At 73.8% G+C, this 17,741-nt stretch carries 16 protein-coding genes; 4 read left to right on the plus strand and 12 right to left on the minus strand.

All coding sequences use genetic code 11. The features are described from left to right. Nucleotides 1-80 precede the first annotated feature (80 nt). Nucleotides 81-470 (plus strand): hypothetical protein, encoded by a 390-nt coding sequence (locus ACZ4K2_RS10710; protein ID WP_467471741.1) that lies wholly within the window; start codon nt 81-83, stop codon nt 468-470. A 104-nt stretch (nt 471-574) separates the two neighbouring features. Next, entirely contained in the window at nt 575-1,990 is a 1,416-nt protein-coding gene (locus ACZ4K2_RS10715; protein ID WP_467471742.1) for an aminopeptidase, read from the plus strand. A gap of 63 nt (nt 1,991-2,053) precedes the next feature. On the opposite strand, the gene ACZ4K2_RS10720 is transcribed toward ACZ4K2_RS10715, so the two are convergent. Continuing rightward, nucleotides 2,054-3,922 (minus strand): glycoside hydrolase family 3 protein, encoded by a 1,869-nt coding sequence (locus ACZ4K2_RS10720; RefSeq protein ID WP_467471744.1) that lies wholly within the window; start codon nt 3,920-3,922, stop codon nt 2,054-2,056. 186 nt (nt 3,923-4,108) lie between these two features. Here ACZ4K2_RS10720 and aroA point away from each other — a divergent pair, with 186 nt between their 5' ends. Then, a complete protein-coding gene (gene aroA, locus ACZ4K2_RS10725) occupies nt 4,109-5,344 on the plus strand; it encodes a 3-phosphoshikimate 1-carboxyvinyltransferase (protein WP_467471746.1) in 1,236 nt (411 codons plus the stop codon). Between the two features lie 72 nt (nt 5,345-5,416). Here the strand turns inward: aroA and ACZ4K2_RS10730 are convergent, their stop codons facing one another. From ACZ4K2_RS10730 to ACZ4K2_RS10765, 8 genes are all read right to left on the minus strand, one after another. Further along, nucleotides 5,417-6,664: an MFS transporter gene (locus ACZ4K2_RS10730; RefSeq protein ID WP_467471748.1), complete on the minus strand. Its 1,248-nt coding sequence runs from the start codon at nt 6,662-6,664 to the stop codon at nt 5,417-5,419. 77 nt (nt 6,665-6,741) lie between these two features. Further along, nucleotides 6,742-7,536 carry a sugar phosphate isomerase/epimerase family protein gene (locus ACZ4K2_RS10735; protein WP_467471751.1) on the minus strand — a complete coding sequence of 265 codons (795 nt, stop codon included), beginning with the start codon at nt 7,534-7,536 and terminating at the stop codon, nt 6,742-6,744. A 102-nt stretch (nt 7,537-7,638) separates the two neighbouring features. Then, nucleotides 7,639-8,685 carry a LacI family DNA-binding transcriptional regulator gene (locus ACZ4K2_RS10740; RefSeq protein ID WP_467471753.1) on the minus strand — a complete coding sequence of 349 codons (1,047 nt, stop codon included), beginning with the start codon at nt 8,683-8,685 and terminating at the stop codon, nt 7,639-7,641. Nucleotides 8,686-8,788: 103 nt separating this feature from the next. After that, nucleotides 8,789-9,178, minus strand: a complete 390-nt coding sequence (rbsD, locus tag ACZ4K2_RS10745) for a D-ribose pyranase (protein ID WP_467471756.1) — start codon at nt 9,176-9,178, stop codon at nt 8,789-8,791. Next, nucleotides 9,175-10,110: a ribokinase gene (locus ACZ4K2_RS10750; protein WP_467471758.1), complete on the minus strand. Its 936-nt coding sequence runs from the start codon at nt 10,108-10,110 to the stop codon at nt 9,175-9,177. The genes rbsD and ACZ4K2_RS10750 overlap by 4 nt, the downstream gene beginning before the upstream one ends. Before the next feature lie 80 nt (nt 10,111-10,190). Beyond that, nucleotides 10,191-12,140 (minus strand): ABC transporter permease/substrate-binding protein, encoded by a 1,950-nt coding sequence (locus tag ACZ4K2_RS10755; RefSeq protein ID WP_467471759.1) that lies wholly within the window; start codon nt 12,138-12,140, stop codon nt 10,191-10,193. After that, complete coding sequence (locus ACZ4K2_RS10760) at nt 12,130-13,650, minus strand: sugar ABC transporter ATP-binding protein (protein WP_467471761.1); 1,521 nt, start codon at nt 13,648-13,650, stop codon at nt 12,130-12,132. Before ACZ4K2_RS10760 ends, ACZ4K2_RS10755 begins: the two co-directional genes overlap by 11 nt. Then, nucleotides 13,647-14,684 carry a LacI family DNA-binding transcriptional regulator gene (locus tag ACZ4K2_RS10765; RefSeq protein WP_467471764.1) on the minus strand — a complete coding sequence of 346 codons (1,038 nt, stop codon included), beginning with the start codon at nt 14,682-14,684 and terminating at the stop codon, nt 13,647-13,649. Before ACZ4K2_RS10765 ends, ACZ4K2_RS10760 begins: the two co-directional genes overlap by 4 nt. 199 nt (nt 14,685-14,883) lie before the next feature. Here ACZ4K2_RS10765 and ACZ4K2_RS10770 point away from each other — a divergent pair, with 199 nt between their 5' ends. Further along, a complete protein-coding gene (locus ACZ4K2_RS10770; RefSeq protein WP_467471766.1) occupies nt 14,884-15,219 on the plus strand; it encodes a hypothetical protein in 336 nt (111 codons plus the stop codon). A 239-nt stretch (nt 15,220-15,458) separates the two neighbouring features. On the opposite strand, the gene ACZ4K2_RS10775 is transcribed toward ACZ4K2_RS10770, so the two are convergent. From ACZ4K2_RS10775 to ACZ4K2_RS10785, 3 genes are all read right to left on the minus strand, one after another. Continuing rightward, entirely contained in the window at nt 15,459-16,076 is a 618-nt protein-coding gene (locus ACZ4K2_RS10775; RefSeq protein WP_467471768.1) for a TOPRIM nucleotidyl transferase/hydrolase domain-containing protein, read from the minus strand. Nucleotides 16,077-16,221: 145 nt separating this feature from the next. After that, a complete protein-coding gene (locus tag ACZ4K2_RS10780) occupies nt 16,222-17,118 on the minus strand; it encodes an RpnC/YadD family protein (protein ID WP_467471770.1) in 897 nt (298 codons plus the stop codon). A 32-nt stretch (nt 17,119-17,150) separates the two neighbouring features. Beyond that, the gene (locus tag ACZ4K2_RS10785; protein ID WP_467471771.1) at nt 17,151-17,561 is read right to left on the minus strand and encodes an ATP-binding protein; all 411 of its coding nucleotides are present in this window, start codon (nt 17,559-17,561) and stop codon (nt 17,151-17,153) included. Nucleotides 17,562-17,741: the final 180 nt, after the last annotated feature.

Consider the following 17,741-nt stretch of genomic DNA (forward strand, 5'->3'; position numbering starts at 1 on the left):
GTGCAACCATCCGGTATACCCGTGCGTCGTACATCAGTACGGGCGCGGTGAAGTGTGACCGGCTACGGGGGAGGACGGCAGTGGACAGTGGGGGGATGCGCCGGCGGCTGGCGCTCGGTGCGGCCGTGCTGGCCGCCTCCGGTGCGCTGACGGTCACGGCGACGGGCACCGCGCAGGCCGTGCCCGGCGGCTGCGCCGGGCACCAGGTGCGGATCATGGCGTTCCGGACCGGTGTCACCCAGGTCTACAAGCAGGGCGACTACGTCTGCGCGGTCACCGTCGCCAGGAACGTCCGCGGCGTCCACGCCATGTCGGTCAGCGTGCAGGCCCGCGGCAACCGGCCGGTCGTCGACAAGGGCCGCTACAAGTACCACGCGGGCCCGGTGACCGTGAACGCCGGCCACCGCTGCGTCTGGATCCGGGGCGCGGTGGACGGGTACGCGATCAGCTCGAACTGGATCCTGTGCTGAGCCGCTGACCCGGTTCCCGGGGCGGGCCGGGAAACTGCCTCTGGTGGGACGGCTGTTGCTGGGATAACTTCCGGCGCACATCTGTCTCACAGGGGAGAATGCGCATGCGCAAGGCGCTCAGATGGCTGCTCGCGCTCACGGTGCTGATAGGCACGCTGAGCACGGCGGCCGGCGCGGCCACCGCCGCCGGGTCCGAGCCCACCGACATCAAGGACCGGCTGCTGTCGATACCCGGCATGAGCCTGGTCCAGGAGAAGCCGTACCCCGGCTACCGCTACTTCGTCCTGGAGTACACGCAGCCGGTCGACCACCGCCACCCGGACCGGGGCTCCTTCCAGCAGCGCATCACCGTGCTGCACAAGGACACGAGCCGGCCCACGGTCTTCTACACCAGCGGCTACAACGTCTCCACGAACCCGTCCCGCAGCGAGCCCACCCGCATCACGGACGGCAACCAGGTCTCCCTGGAGTACCGCTTCTTCACCCCCTCCCGCCCCGAGCCGGCCGACTGGTCCAAGCTCGACATCTGGCAGGCGGCCAGCGACCAGCACCGCGTGTTCCGGGCGCTGAAGAGCCTCTACCCGGCCAACTGGCTGGCCACCGGCGGCTCCAAGGGCGGCATGACGGCCACCTACTACGAGCGCTTCTACCCGCGCGACATGGACGGCGTGGTGGCGTACGTGGCCCCCAACGACGTGGTGAACGAGGAGGACTCGGCCTACGACCGCTTCTTCGACCGCGTCGGCACCAAGGAGTGCCGCGACCGGCTGAACGCCGTGCAGCGCGAGGCGCTGGTGCGCCGCGCGCCGCTGGAGAAGAGGTACGCCGCGTACGCCGCCGAGCAGGGCTACACCTTCGACACCGTCGGCAGCCTGGACAAGGCGTACGAGGCGGTCGTCCTGGACTACGTGTGGGGCTTCTGGCAGTACAGCCTGCTGGCGGACTGCGGCTCGATCCCGGCGGACGCGGCCACGGCGAGCGACGACGCGATCTGGACCTCGATCGACACCATCTCCGGCTTCTCCGCCTACACCGACCAGGGGCTGGAGCGGTACACGCCGTACTACTACCAGGCCGGCACCCAGCTCGGCGCGCCGACCATCCACTTCCCGCACATCGAGAAGGGCCTGGTCCGCTACGGCTACCAGCCGCCGCGCAACTACGTGCCCCGCTCCATCCCGATGCGCTTCCAGCCGCGGACCATGCGGGACGTGGACACCTGGGTGCGGCGGCACGCCCACCACATGCTCTTCGTCTACGGCCAGAACGACCCGTGGGGCGCGGAGCGCTTCCGGGTCGGCGCGGGCGCCCGTGACTCCTACGTCTTCACCGCGCCCGGCATGAACCACGGCGCGAACGTGGCGGGTCTGGCCCCGGACCAGAAGGAGCTGGCCACCGCCCGCATCCTGCGGTGGGCGGGCGTCGCGCCGGCCGCCGTGGCCCGGGCGAAGCCCCTGGCGGCGTACGACGCCCGGCTGGACGGCCGGGACGTGCGCCGGGAGCACAGCCTGCGGCCGTAGCCCCGGCCCGGCCGCGGCGGCCGGACCGGCACCCCGGACCCCGCTGCCGCGGCCACCGGCGCTCTAGTAGGTCAGCCCGTGCCCGATCGGGTACAGCACCCGCGCCGGGTCGTCCGCCCGCTGCACCGGCACCGGCAGTTTCCCGCGGGGCGCCACCCGGCCGGCGATCACCCGTGCGGCGGCGCGCAGTTCGACGTCCGTCCAGCAGTACGTGGCCAGGCAGGCCCGGGCGGAGGGGAGCTGCGCGACGTCGTAGGGGTTGCGGATCGCCACCACGGCCACCGGCCGGCCCGTCGCCACGAGGCGTTCCACCAGCGTCCGCTGCGCGTTGCCCGCCGTCACGTTGTACGTGCCGACGACCACCGCGTCCGCCTCCCCGGCCGCCCTGACCGCCTTGTCGACGGTCGCCACGGACGGCGCGGTGCCGGTGGACAGGGCCGTCGCGGTGAAGCCCAGTTCGCCGAGGGCGGCGGCCAGGACGCCGGTGGGCGGGCCGGTGGTGCCGGACGGGGAGGCCGGGTCGGCGCCGACGACCAGGACCCGGGGCTGCCTGCGGCGGTCGAAGGGCAGCACACCGCCCTCGTTGACCAGCAGGGTGGTGGAGCGTTCGGCGATGCGGTCCGCGGTGGCCAGGTGGGACGCGGTGCCCACCGTGCGGTCGACGCCCGCCCGGCTCGCCCAGGGGTGGTCGAACAGGCCGCGGCGGGCCTTCACGCGCAGGATGCGCAGGATCGATTCGTCCAGCCGGGCCTCGGTGAGTTCGCCGTCCCGGACGGCCTTCAGCACCGCGTGCCACGCGACGTCGATCGAGGGCGGGTTGAGCAACTGGTCCACGCCCGCCTTGAGCGCCAGCACCGGCACCCGGTCGTCGCCGTACTTGGTGCGCACGCCCTGCATCCCGAGGGAGTCGGTGATGACGACCCCGTCGTAGCCGAGTTCCCCGCGCAGGATGCCGGTGAGGATCGGCCGGGAGAGGGTGGCCGGGTCGCCGGAGTCGTCCAGCGCCGGGAACTGGATGTGCGCGGTCATGACGGAGTCGATGCCCGCCGCGATCGCGGCCCGGAACGGCACCGCGTCCAGCTCCTCCCACTGCTTGCGGCTGTGGGTGATGACCGGGAAGCCGTAGTGGCTGTCGACGGCGGTGTCACCGTGGCCCGGGAAGTGCTTGGCGGACGCGGCCACCCCGGCCGACTGGTAGCCCCTCACCTCGGCGGCGACGAGCGCGGCGACCGCGTCCGGGTCGGCGCCGAGGGAGCGCACGCCGATGACCGGGTTGGCCGGGTTGACGTTCACGTCGGCGTCGGGCGCGTAGTCCTGGTTGACGCCCATCGCGCGCAGTTCGGCGCCGGAGATCCGGCCGAGGGTGTGCGCGGCGGAGCGGGAGCGGGCCGCGCCGATCGCCATCGCGCCGGGGAAGAGGGTCGCGGGCTTGCCGATCCGGCACACCGCGCCGTGCTCCTGGTCGGTGGCGATCAGCACCGGCAGGCCGCGGGGCAGGGCGAGCGAGGCCCGCTGGATGCCGTTGGACAGCTCGGCGATCTGGTGCGGGTCCCGGGTGTTGTGCGCCCAGGCGAAGTAGATGATGCCGCCGACCCGGTACCGCTGGACCAGCTCGGCCGCGGTGCGCACGCCGATCTCGCTCAGGTTGGCGTCGACGTCGGCCTGGTCGGGGGCGGTGGCGGAGTGGCCGTAGACCCGCATGACGAAGAGCTGGCCGACCTTCTCCTCCAGCGGCATACGGGAGATCAGGGCGCGCAGCCGGCGGTCGTCGGGGGCGGCGGCGTGGGCGGTCGCCGGTACGGTCAGCGCGGCGGTGAGGCCCGCGGTCGCGGCGAGGACGGTGCGTCTGGACGGTCGTGCGGTGCGCCCCGGGCCGCCCGGGCCGGTGTCGCTTCCGGTGCTGGTCTCGTTTCCCGTGCTGGTGTCGTGCACGTGCGCTCCTTCCGGAGGAGAACCGCTGAAGGAAACTTCCGAGGAGTCACCAATATCCGGGAAGTTTCTTTCCGTCAAGGGACTGCACAGTAACCAGGAAGCGGCCGCCCGCCGGGTATTCACGGGCGCGCGTCCAGCCCCTGGACGTCCCGGACCGCGGCGCGCACGAGCCGTCATCATGCGGCCATGGCCGCAGTCGACATCCCCGGTTCCAAGTCCGTCACCGCCCGCGCGCTCTTCCTCGCCGCCGCGGCCGACGGGGTCAGCACGCTGGTGCGGCCCCTGCACTCCGACGACACGGAGGGCTTCGCCGAGGGCCTGGTCCGGCTCGGCCACCGGGTCGGCCGCGCACCGGACGCCTGGCGGATCGACGGCCGCCCCGGGGGCCCCGCTGTCGCCCAGGCCGACGTCTTCTGCCGCGACGGCGCCACCACCGCCCGCTTCCTGCCCGTCCTGGCCGCCGCCGGCCACGGCACCTACCGCTTCGACGCCTCCCCGCAGATGCGCCGCCGCCCCCTCGGCCCGCTCACCCGCGCCCTGCGCGACCTCGGCGTCGACCTGCGGCACGAGGAGGCCGAGGGACACCACCCGCTCACCGTCCGCGCCCGCGGCGTCGAGGGCGGCGAGGTGGTGCTGGACGCCGGCGAGTCCTCCCAGTACCTGACCGCGCTGCTGCTGCTCGGCCCGCTCACCCGCACCGGGCTGCGGATCCGGGTCACCGACCTGGTGTCGGCGCCGTACGTGGAGATCACCCTCGCGATGATGCGGGCGTTCGGCGTGGACGTCGTCCGCGACGGCCCGGTCTACGACGTCCCGCCCGGCGGCTACCGGGCCACCACCTACGCCGTCGAGCCGGACGCCTCCACCGCGAGCTACTTCTTCGCCGCGGCCGCCATCACCCCGGGCCGGGAGATCACCGTGCCCGGCCTCGGCACCGGCGCGCTCCAGGGCGACCTGCGCTTCGTGGAGGTGCTGCGGCGGATGGGCGCGCACGTCACGGTCGCCGAGGACCGCACGACCGTGCGCGGCACCGGCGAACTGCGCGGCCTCACCGTCGACATGCGGGACATCTCCGACACCATGCCGACGCTGGCCGCCCTCGCGCCGTTCGCCTCCGGGCCGGTGCGCATCGAGGACGTCGGCAACACCCGGGTCAAGGAGTGCGACCGCCTGGAGGCGTGCGCGCACAACCTCCGGCGGCTCGGCGTCGGCGTGACGACCGGCCCGGACTGGATCGAGATCCGGCCCGGCACGCCCGCGCCCGGGGTGGAGATCACGTCGTTCGGAGACCACCGCATCGTGATGTCGTTCGCCGTGACCGCCCTGCGCACGCCCGGCCTGACGTACGACGACCCCGGCTGCGTGCGCAAGACCTTCCCCGGCTTCCACGAGGCGTTCGCCGCGCTGCCCGCCGCCGGCTGACGGCGGGCCGGGCACCCGTCCGGCCGCGGCGGTCCCCGGCCGGTCGTCCGCGCGGGGCCGTGCCGGTGCCGTTCAGGCCGTGCCCGGCTCCGCCGCGGGCGCGGCCTTCGCGCGCAGCTCCGGGGTGCCGGCGGCCACCGCGGCGACCGCCAGCACGCACAGCACCCCGCCGCTGACCAGGGCGGTCACCCCGGAGGTCCAGCCGGCGAGCAGACCGCCGCGCACGTTGCCGAGGCTCGGGCCCGCCTGCCCGACGATCTGCTCGGCCGCGCTGACCCGGCCGAGGAGCGCGTCCGGGGTGCGGGTCTGCACCAGGGTGGAGCGGGCGACCACCGCCGTGGCGTCCGCCGCCCCGGCGACCACGAGCAGCGCCAGCCCCGTCCAGGGGCCGCCGGAGAGGCCGAAGAGGACGAGGGCCGCGCCCCAGGTGGCGGACGCGCACAGCATCACCTGCCCCGGCCGGCCGAGCCGGGTCAGCGCGCCGGACAGCCCGGTCGCCAGGACCCCGCCCACCGCCAGCGCCGACAGGAACAGCCCCAGCGTGCGCGGGTCGTCACCGAACCGTTCGGCGTTGACCAGCGGGAACAGGCTCACCGGGAACGACAGCACGGTCGCGGCCAGGTCGGTGAGCAGCGCACCGCGCACCACCCGGTGCCCGGCCAGGAACCGCAGTCCGTCCAGCACCCCGTGCAGCCCCGCCCGGGACGGCTCGCCCTCCGGCGGCAGCGCGGGCAGCCCGAAGGCGCCGTAGAAGGCGACGCCGAAGCTGAGCGCGTCCAGCAGGTAGCAGACACCGATGCCGAACCAGCCCAGCAGCACACCGGCCAGCGCGGGCCCGAGCAGCATCATCGACTGGGCGGTGACCTGTTGCAGCGCCAGTCCCGCGGCCACCTGCTCCCTGGGCAGCAGCCGCGGCAGGAACACCCCGGCGGCCGGGGCGCCGAGCGCGCCGAAGGCCGACTGCACGGCGACGAGCAGCAGCACCCCGGCCACCGGCACGTGCCCGGTGAAGCCCTGCACCGCGAGCAGCACGGAGCAGGCCGCCTGCCCGACGGTGGCCACGAGGAAGACCCGGCGCCGGTCGGCGCGGTCCGCCCACGCCCCGGCGAACAGCCCGAACACCACCAGCGGCAGGGCCTGCGCGAGACCGACCGCGCCCGTCCAGGCGGTGCTGTGGGTCGTGTCCCACACCTGGTACATGACCGTCACCATGGTCATGAACCCGCCGAGCACGGAGACCGTCCGCCCGATCAGCAGTCGCCGGAACGGGGGCGAGGCGCGCAGGGGCCGCACGTCGAGGAAGGCGCGGGCGAGACTCATGAGCTGAGGCGGGCGCACGGCCCCGGCGGCTGGATCACCGGGGGAGGCTAACCGGCCGCGGCCGCGCGGGCCAGCGATTAACCGCCCAGCAGCTTCGTCAGGTGCTCGCGGCCCCGGTCGAGGAGTCCCGGCAGCGGCTCGGCCGACTCGTACCAGCGCTTCTCGTACTCCCAGCACAGCCAGCCGTCCCCGCCGCCCCGGGTCAGCGCGTCCACGCACTCCCCGAGCGGCAGCACCCCCGCGCCGAGCGGCAGCGGGGCGGTGTCCTCGGCGGACGCCACGTCCTTGACCTGGACGTAGCCCAGGTGCGGGGCGAGGGCCGCGTGGGTGTCCGCCGGCCGCTCACCGCCCAGCCAGGTGTGCATGACGTCCCACAGGGCACCCACCTGCCGGTGCCCGACCGGGCCCAGGATCCGGATCGCGTCGGCGCCGGTGGGGTGCGAGTCGTGGGTCTCCAGCAGGATCCGGACGCCGAGCGCGGAGGCGTCCTCGGCGGCGGTGCCGAGCCGCCGGGCGGCGATCGCGTCCGACTCCTCGCGGGGCAGGTCGGGGTCGGCGCCGGGCAGGACCCGGACGAACGGCGCGCCCAGGTCGTGGGCGAGCCGCAGGAGGTCCCGCAACTCGGCCAGCACGGGCGCGTCCTCGCCCGGGGCGGCGACCCGCACGTAACCGGCGAGGCCCAGCACCTCGACGCCCGCGCCCCGGAACAGGGCCGCGGTCTCCGCGCTCCGGGCGGGGGACAGGCCGGGGTGCACCGGCTCCTCGGGATGCGCGCGCAACTCGACACCGTGATAGCCGTGCGCGTTCGCGAGGGCGGCAACCTCCGCGACGGGCAGACCGGGGACACCAAGGGTGGAAAACGCCAGCTTCATGTCCTCGGAAGGTACCCCCCGACAGGAGGACCATGCCCGGGAGAGCCGCGCCGCATGGCACGTCACGCCCGCGGTACCCGGAGGGACCCCGCCCCTGGCGCCCTACCCCCGCGGCACTCCGGTGGAGCCCCGCACCATCAGCTCCCCGCGCACGGAGGCGACCCCGCCCGGCGGCGTCTCCTCGCGGCCCGTCGCCACGCGGCCGGCCCGGGCGCCCGCCTCCGCCAGGGGCAGCCGCACCGTCGTCAGGGCCGGCACCGCGTCGACGCTGAACGGCAGGTCGTCGAAGCCGGCCACCGAGACGTCCTCGGGAATCCGCCGCCCCGACTCCCGCAGCGCCGCGCACGCCCCCAGTGCGGCGGAGTCGTTCGCGGCCACGACCGCCGTCAGGGAGGGATCGCGCCGCAGCAGCTCCAGCGCGGCCTCGTAGCCGGAACGCCGGTCGTAGCGGCCGTACACGGTCAGGCCGGGACGCTCCGCGATGCCGGCCGCGGCCAGGGCCGCGCGGTGGCCCTCCAGGCGGTGCCGGGTGGTCGTCCGGTCCGCGGGGCCGGCTATGCAGCCGAACCGGCGGTGCCCCAGACCGATCAGATGAGCGGTCAGCGCACGGGCCCCGCCCCGGTTGTCGAAGGTCAGCGCGGCGGCCCGGGTGTCCGGGACCGGCGGGCGCCCGCACAGCACCACCCGCGTCCCGGCCTCCGACAGCCTGCGCAGCTTCGCCGCGACCGCCGCCGTGTGCGGCGCGGCCTCCACGGCCCCGCCGGTCAGCACGACGGCCGCCGCCCGCTGCCGCTGGAGGAGCGTCAGGTACGTCAGCTCCCGCTCCGGGGAACCGCCGGTGTTGCAGACGACCGCCAGCCGTTCCCCGCCCGCGCGCCCGCCCGGCCCGCCGATCTCCGCCTGGATCGCGCTCGCCATGATCCCGAAGAAGGGGTCGGCGATGTCGTTGACGAGGATGCCGACGAGGTCCGAGGTGGCCGCGGCGAGCGCGCTGGCGGGGCCGTTGAGGACGTAGTCCAGCTCGTCCACCGCCCGCAGCACCCGCTCGCGCGTGGCGGCGGCGACCGGGTAGTTGCCGTTCAGCACGCGCGACACCGTCGCGGGGGAGACCTGGGCGCGGGCCGCCACGTCCGCCAGGGTCACCGTCATCTCGTCGTCCTCCGGTCGCGCAGGTGCTCGTGCGTCTTCGCAGACAGCCGGTACGCCCTCGTAGACAGCGAGACGGGTGACCTGGTTCCGGGCGGCCCGCCCCCTAGAAGAACACCCCGCAGCGCAGCAGGACGTTCGCGTACGGCCGGGCCTCGCCGGTGCGGACGATCAGCCGCGCGTCCGCCGCCAGCTCCTTCAGCCGCTCGTGCGGGACCAGGGCCAGCTCGGGGAAGCGGCCCGCCAGCAGCTCCGCCGCCGCCGGGTTGGCCGCCCGCACCTCCTCCGCGGCTACGGCGCCCTCCACGACCAGCTCGGCCAGCAGCCCGTCCAGCACCTCGGCGAACGACGGCACGCCCGCGCGGAACGCCAGGTCCACCAGGTTCGCCCCGGCCGGGACCGGCATGCCCGCGTCGCACACCAGCACCCCGTGCCCGTGCCCCAGTTCGGCCAGCGCGCCGGACAGCCGGCGGTTGAGTATCCCCGCCCTCTTCACCGGACCCCGCCCCGCTCACCGGCTCCGCCGCCCAGCGCGGCCACCTCCTCGGCCGTCGGGTACGACTCCTGCGCGCCGCGCTTCGTCACGGCCGCCGCGCCCACCCGGGCCGCGTAGGCGGCCGCCTCGGCCGGGGAGGCGCCCGCGCCCAGCCGCCAGGCCAGCGCGGCGGTGAACGCGTCACCCGCACCCGTCGTGTCCACCGCGTCCACCGCGACCGACGCCACCCGGGTCACGCCCGAGCCGTCGCACACCAGCGCGCCCCGCGCGCCCAGCGTCACCACCACCGACCGCGGCCCCGCGGCCAGCAGCCGCCGCGCCCACTCCTCCGGCTCGTCGCCGGTGCAGGCGTCGCCGAGGATCACCCGCGCCTCGTGCTCGTTCACGATCAGCGGGTCACAGGCCGCCAGCACCTCCGCGGGCAGTTCGCGCGGCGGGGACGGGTTCAGCACGAAGCGGCTGCCCGGCGCCAGGTTCCGCACCACCTCCACGACCGTCTCCAGCGGGATCTCCAGCTGCGCCGACACCACCGGGGCGGCGTTCAGGAGGCCGGTGGCCGCCCGGACGTCCGCCGGACGCAGCCGGGAGTTGGCGCCCGGCGACACCACGATGCTGTTGTCGCCGCCGGGGTCCACGGTGATGAGCGCGACGCCCGTCGGCGCCCCGCCCTCCAGCACACCGGCCGTGTCGACCCCGGCCGCGCGCAGGGAGGCGAGCAGCAGCCGGCCGTGGCCGTCGTCGCCGACCCGCGCCAGCAGGGCCGTGCGCGCGCCCAGCCGGGCGGCGGCGACCGCCTGGTTGGCGCCCTTGCCGCCCGGGTGCACGGCCAGGTCCCCGCCGAGCACCGTCTCGCCGGCGGCCGGCCGCCGCTCCACACCGATCACCAGGTCGGCGTTGGCCGACCCCACGACCAGGAGGTCGTAGTCGTTCATCAGTTGACTCCCCTGAGAGATGACGGTGGGCGGGCCGCCCCGGAGCTCCTCCGGGGCCGCCCGCCCGTTTTACGTCCGTGTCAGCCGCTGAAGCCGGCCACGTTGTCCTTCGTGACCACCTTCACCGGCACCTTCACCGTCGGCGCCACCGTGCCGCCCCGGACCGCCTTCAGGGCGTTGTCCACGGCGATCCGGCCGAGCTGGCTGGGCTGCTGGGCGACCGACGCGTACAGCGTGCCGTCCCCGACCGCGGTCAGCCCGTCCGGGGTGCCGTCGAAGCCGACGACCTGCACGGAGTTCCCGGCCTTGGAGCCGAGCGCCTTGACCGCGCCGAGGGCCATCTCGTCATTGGCGGCGATCACGCCCTGCACGTCCGGGTGGGCCTGGAGCAGGTTCGACATCACGTCGAGGCCCTTGGTGCGGTCGAAGTCCGCGGGCTGCTGGGCCAGCACCCGGATGCCCGGGTACCGCTTGAGGCCCTGCGCGAAGCCGGCCGCGCGCTCCCGGGCCGCCGACGTGCCCGCCTGCCCCTGGAGGATGACGATCCGGCCCCGGCCGCCGAGCTTCTCGGCGAGGGTCTTCGCGGCCAGCTCGCCGCCGGCGACGTTGTCCGAGGCCACCAGCGTGTTCACGGACGCCTTGTTGACGCCGCGGTCGACGGCGACGACCGGGATGCCCGCCTTGCCGGCAGCCTTCACGGAGTTGCCCGCCGCGTCCGAGTCCACCGGGTTGACGATGATCGCGCCGAGACCGGAGCTGGTGAAGTTCTGGAGCTGGTTCGCCTGCTGGGAGGCGTCGTTCTGCGCGTCGGTGACGGTCAGGTCCACGCCCAGCTTCGCCGCCTCGGCCTGGGCGCCCTTGCGGATCTGCACGAAGAAGGGGTTGTTGAGCGTCGACAGGGACAGGCCCAGCCTCGGGTTCGTCGACGCGGACGAGCCGCCGTGCAGGAAGGAGGTGGCGCCGACGACGGCGACGGTCACCACGGCGGCCAGCACGTACGTCGCCGCCTGCCGCCCCTTGGGCCCGCCCGCGCCCGCGGCCACCGGGGTCGCCCCCGCCTTGCGGCGCACGGTGTCCAGCAGGACCGCCAGCGCGATCACGACACCGATCACGACCTGCTGCCAGAACGCCGACACCGACAGCAGGTTCAGGCCGTTGCGCAGCACCGCGAGGATCAGCGCGCCGATCAGCGTGCCGGACGCCTTGCCGGTGCCGCCCGCCAGGGAGGCGCCGCCGATGACGACCGCGGCGATCGCGTCCAGCTCGTAGCCGTCGGCGGCCTGCGGCTGCGCGGAGGACAGCCGGGAGGCCAGCACCACGCCCGCGACGGCGGCGAACAGGCCGGACAGCGCGTAGATGGCGAGCTTCTGCTTCTTCACCCGCAGGCCGGACAGGCGCGCGGCCTCCTCGTTGCCGCCGATCGCGTACATGGACCGGCCGATGTAGGTCCGGCCGAGCACGAGCGCGGCGATCAGCCCCATCACCACCATGACCAGCACCGGGACCGGCAACCAGCCGCCGAGGGTGTCCCCGAGGTGCGAGACGGAGTCGGGGAAGGCGATCGGGGAGCCCTGCGAGATCACCAGGGCGAGACCGCGGCCCACCGACAGCAGGGCCAGCGTCGCGATGAACGGCGGCAGCTTGCCGTAGGCGATGAGGAAACCGTTCACCAGGCCGGCCGCGATGCCCGTGAGCACGGCGAGGACGACCGCCAGGACGACGGGCACGCCGTGCTGGGTGGCGCTCCAGGCCAGCACGGTCGCCGACAGCGCGGCCACCGAGCCGACCGACAGGTCGATGCCCGCCGAGACGATCACGAACGTCACACCGAAGGCGAGGATCGCCGTCACGGCCGCCTGCACACCGATGTTGAGCAGGTTGTCCGTCGTCAGGAAGTCGCCCGACAGCGCCGACAGGGCGATGACGAGGACGATCAGCGCGGTGAGCGCGCCGTTGTCGAGGAGCAGCCGGCGCAGGGCCCCGGGGGCGCCACTCGCGCCCGGCTTGCTCTTGAGCGTGTCAGTGGCCACGGGGGGCCTCCTTCTCGGTCGTGGGGGTGCTGACGGCGAGCGACATCACCGCGTCCTGCGTGGCCTCGCCTGCGGGGAGTTCACCGGCGATCCGGCCCTGGGCCATCACGAGCACCCGGTCGCTCATGCCGAGCACCTCCGGGAGATCGCTGGAGATCATCAGTACGGCGGCCCCGGCGGCGGTCAACTCGTTGATCAGCTGGTAGATCTCGACCTTGGCGCCGACGTCGATCCCGCGCGTCGGCTCGTCGAGGATCAGCACCTTGGTGTCGGCCAGCAGCCACTTGCCGATGACGACCTTCTGCTGGTTGCCGCCGGACAGGGTCCGCACGTGCTGCCCGAGGCCCGCCATCCGCACCCCGAGCTGCCCGGCCATCCGCTCGGCCGCCGCGAACTGCGCCTTGCGGTCCACGATCCCGGCCCGGGTCGCCGAGCGCAGGGTCACCAGTCCCAGGTTCTCCGCGACGGAGGCGTCCAGCACCAGCCCCTGGCCCTTGCGGTCCTCGGGGACGAGCCCGATCCCGGCCGCCATCGCGGCGTTCACGTCGTGCCGCCCCAGCCGGGCGCCCGCGACCCGCACGGCCCCGTCGTCATAGGGGTCGGCGCCGAACACGGCGCGCACGACCTCCGTCCGGCCGGCCCCGACGAGACCGGCGATGCCGACCACCTCGCCGGCGTGCACGTCGAAGGTCACGTCGTGGAAGACCCCGTCGCGGGTGAGCCCCTCGACGCTGAGCAGCGCCGCCCCCCGCTCGGACCGCTCGCGCGGGTACTGCTGCTCGATGGAGCGCCCCACCATCAGCCGCACGAGTTCGTCCTCGGGCGTGTCGGCGGGCACCTGCCCGACGCTGCGGCCGTCCCGGATGACGGTGACCCGGTCACCCAGGGCGGCGATCTCCTCCAGGTGGTGCGTGATGAAGACGACGCCCACGCCGTCCGCGCGCAGCGACCGCACGATGGCGAAGAGCTTCTCGACCTCCTCGGAGGTGAGCACGGCGGTCGGCTCGTCCATGATGAGGACGCGCGCGTCCAGGCTGAGCGCCTTGGCGATCTCCACCATCTGGAGCCGCGCGATGCCGAGTTCCCGCACCCGCGCGCGGGGCGAGACCCGCACGCCCACGCGCGCGAGGAGCGCCTCGGCGTCGGCCTCCATCCGCTTCCGGTCGATCATCCCGAAGCGGCGCGGCTGCCGGCCCAGGAAGATGTTCTCGGCGACGGTCAGATCGGGCACCAGGTTGAACTCCTGGTAGATGGTGGCTATCCCGAGCCGCTCGGCGTCCTGGGCGCCGTGGATGCGCACCTCCCGGCCACCGGCCAGGATCCGCCCGGAGTCGGGCGTGTAGGCCCCGGAGAGCATCTTGATCAGCGTGCTCTTGCCGGCGCCGTTCTCACCGAGCAGCACGTGGACCTCGCCCCGGCGCAGGTCGAAGTCGACGCTGTCGAGCGCGACCACGCCGGGGAAGGTCTTGCGGATGCCCTCGATGCGCAGCAACTCGTCCGGGTTGCTCACGACGTGCTCCTTTGCACTGGGGAGGGGGACGGTGTGGGGTCGGCCGGCTCGCCGCACGATCGACGCACGACGAGCCGGGCGGGCAGGGTGACGGAGCGCGGGGCGCGCCCCTCGATCCGGTCGACCAGCGCGCGTACGGCCAGACGGCCCAGCTCGCCCGTCGGCTGGGCGATCGCGGTGACCGGCGGATCGGTGTGCACGAACCAGGGGATGTCGTCGAACGCGGCCAGCGCGATGTCGTCCGGCACGCGCAGTCCGCGCGCGCGTACGGCGTCCAGGGCGCCGAGCGCCATCAGGTTGTCGGCCGCGAAGACGACCTCGGGCGGTTCCGGCAGGTCGAGGAAGCCCTCGGTGACCCGCCGTCCGCTCTCCGCCTGGAAGTCGCCCTGGCCGGTGTAGGCGTCCGGCAGCGCGAGACCGTACTCGGCCAGCGCGGTCCGGAACGCCTCGACGCGCTCGCTGCCGGTGGTGGTGGCCGCGGGCCCCGCGATGATCGCGAGCCGCCGCCGCCCGAGCCCGTACAGATGGGCCACGAGGTCCCGTACGGCCGCCCGTCCGTCGGCCCGTACGACGGGGACGTCCAGGCCGGGGATCCACCGGTCCACGAACACCATCGGGGTGCCCGCGCGCGCGGCGTCCAGCATCAGGGGGGAACCGCCGTCGGTGGGGGAGACGAGCAGCCCGTCGATCCGCCGGTCGAGCAGGGTCCGTACGTGGTGGTCCTGGAGTTCGGGCCGTTCGTCGGCGTTGCCGATGATCACGCTGTAGCCGAGTGCCCGGGCCTCCTCCTCGACGGAGCGGGCCAGGTGCGTGAAGTACGGGTTCAGCACGTCGCTGATGACCAGGCCGAGGGTGCGGGTCTGGTCGGTGCGCAGGGACCGGGCGACGGCGTTCGGGCGGTAGCCCAGCTCGGCCACGGCGGCCAGCACGCGCGTGCGTGCGTCGGCGCTGACGGACGGGTGCGCGTTCAGCACCCGTGACACGGTGGCCACGGACACCCCCGCCGCCGCGGCGACGTCCTTGATGCTCGCCATCGCCGGCTCCACCTCCTCGTGGATTCGTGGAAACGATTACACAATCGCTTCAGGGGAGATTGGAATCGATTACACGGTGAACGGCAAGCCCCTGCCCGCATCCCGAAACCGGATCGTGACCGGGGCCGTTCTCGATCTAGGCTGTCCTCCGGCGGCGCGGGTGGCATGCCCGCGCCAATGAACGGGAGGAACAGCAGACATGCGCACACGCCGGATCCTCGGTGCGTCCCTGGCCGCCGCCGCACTGGCCGGGACGACCCTCGTCGCGGGCACCCCCGCCGTCGCCCGGCCGAACACGGCGGCGGCGAGCTGCACCGCGAAGGCCCTGGAGACGGTGATCATCCGCGACCGGACGAGCACCGGGGGCGCGGCCCTCGCCCAGCTGAACAAGGGCGAGACCGCGTCGTCGCCGTGCCAGATGTACTACGGCGGCTCCTACACGGCGTGCGGCATCACCAGCACGCGCTGGGTCAAGGTCACGAAGTCCGGCGTGACCGGGTACGTGGTCGGCACCTGCGTGCTCCAGCCGGCCTGACCTGGGGTGGGCGGGGGCGAGTGAAGGTTGGGCGGGGCGCCGGGGTGCGGGGGCTCGCGTACGGCCGTACGTGTACGTACGTCCCCGTGGCCGCGGGTCCCGCATGGCCCCCGTCCGGCCCGCGGGGACGCGTGTCCGGAGCCACTGACCGTGCCCCGGGGACGTGCGTTTGGAGCCACTGACCGTGCCCCGGAGACGTGCATCCGGAGCCACTGACCGTGCCCCCGGGGCGGGGTCCGTCAGAGGCCGGCGAGCAGCCCGTCGAGCGGGGCGGGTACGCGGTCGGTGTCGAGGGCCTCGACCAGGACCCGGCCGTAGTGGATCTTGCGGCCCTTCTTCGTCCCGAAGAAGCGTCTGAGCTGCTGCTGTGCGGTGCGGCCCTGCTGGGCGGGCTGGCGCAGGAAGGTCTGGAGCGCCCGCAGGTCGCCCTCCGCCCGGACCAGTTCCTCCACCCGAGCCGGGCCCAGCGCGCGGATCAGCTCGTCCTCAAGATCCGCCGCGCAGACGAAGAACGCTTGCCTGACCTCGCCGGCCCGTGCCCAGCCGCGGGCGTAGAAGGGCCGCTCGGCCTCGTCGCACAGCCCCGCGAGGCGGAGCCCCAGCCCGAGCGGTCCGAGGAGCCCGGCGAAGCGACCGACGCTCATGGCCCCGCCCATCGGCAGGACGCAGACCCCCTCCGCCGCGAGGTCGCGGCCGCGCCGCGCGGCCAGGGTGTCGACCGCGGCGGCGTCACTGGGCCCTTCGAGCAGGACGGCCACGCGCACGGGCAGCCGCGCGGCCAGCTCACGCGCGGGGCCGTCGGGCCCGCCGGCCGCCCACGCGGTGACCGCCTCCCGGAACGCCCCCATGTCATCCATGAACCGAGTCTCCGCCGTCACCGGTGGGGGCGGTAGTGGTTTTTCCCGGCGGCACGGTGCCGAGACGGCGGACGTGTCCCGCTCGGCGAGCCGCCGCGCTCGTATCACCTGCGGCGACACCAGGGCCGAGCGGCACGCCTCCGCCTCACTCGGTGTCGAACAGCTCCGTCGCCTCGGTGGCGTGGAGGGCTCGCTGGGCCCAGGTCTCCAGTTGGCCGAGGTCGGTGCAGGCGTTGACCCGTTCGCGGACGGAGTCGGGTACGGGGATGCAGCGCCACGTCAGGATGCGGAGGGTCATCTCCTGCTGAGTCTGAACGCGTCCTTGTTCAAGGCCTTGTTCGCGTCCTTCTTCGCGTACTTGTTCGGCGAGGGGGTGTCGCCAGAAGTACTGGATTGCCGTCATCAGGTCCCTCCACATCTGCTTCGCCTGGGGGTCGGCCAGGCATGAGTCGACGAACTGCACGAAGACCGCGGCGCTGTCGGGGTCGATGGTCCGCAGAGCGGATGCCAGCGACTCCAGTATGGCCGGGGCCTGGGGTCCACGCCCGTGTGTCATGGCCGACAGCACCGCAAGGGGTACGTCCCGCTCGGCCTGCCGCTCATCCGCGATCACCGGTACGTTGTCCGGCCCGAGCACCAGCGGACGCACCGTCAGCGACTCCCAGCCGGGGAAGCCCAGCCGGATCGGCCGCGAGGCCCACTTCGCCGTGGCGCCGCTCTGGGTGATCACGATCAGTACGGGTTCGCAGCGGTACTTCTCGTACAGGTAGGAGAGGTAGTACGGCCAGCTGCCCCGCTTGCGGTCGTCCACCTTTCCCTGTGACTCGACGACGAGCAGGTAGGTGCCCTCGTCGGTCTCGGCCCGCAGGAGCGTGTCCACGCGCCGTTCGACCGGTTCGATCTCGGTGAGGTCCACGTTCAGCGCCGCGATCTCCCTGGGTTCGGGGAACGGCACGTGCAGCACCCTCTGTAACGCCCGGGTCAGCAGCGCCGGATCCTTCTGGAAGATGCGGTGCAGTGCCTCGTGTGACGAGCCGACCATCAGCTCTCCTTTCGTACGACGTGATCAACGAGCTAGGCCGCGGAGAGTTCGCACCAGACGTATTTGCCCTGGTCCCCGAAGCGGGCCGACGGCCGCCAGCCCCAGTGGTCCGCGCAGGTCATGACGAGACCGAGCCCCCGCCCGTCCTCCCGCTCCAGAGCAAGTTCCAGCGGTACCGGCGGCTCGGGCGGCTCCGGGTCGGTGTCCCAGGCCCCGATCCACACCAGTCCCTGCGGGGAACGGCGCACCCGCAGCGCCGCCGGTCCCTTCGTGTGCCGTACGGCGTTGGAGACCAGCTCCGCGGCGAGCAGCTCCGCCGTGTCCACCAGGCCGGTCAGCCCATGTGCCGTCAGGATCAGGCGCAGGGTATGGCGGCATACGGTGACGGCTCTGAGGTCGTTGGGGATGCAGAGGGTGTAGTCCCAGGTCTCGCTTTCAGGCATGCGCCATCAACTCCGTTGGTGAAGGGGGGATCTGCGCGCGATGGCATCGCCGCGGTCGACATGGCGGGACGACGCGGTGCGCTTTTGCTGTGTGCGCGCTGCATCACAGAACGTAGGGCTAATTGTTTAAACGATGCAAGCCGATCGCGTAATGTGACATCCGAACGAGTAGTTGCCGAC

It is taken from the genome of Streptomyces sp. NPDC025833, from assembly GCF_055558055.1.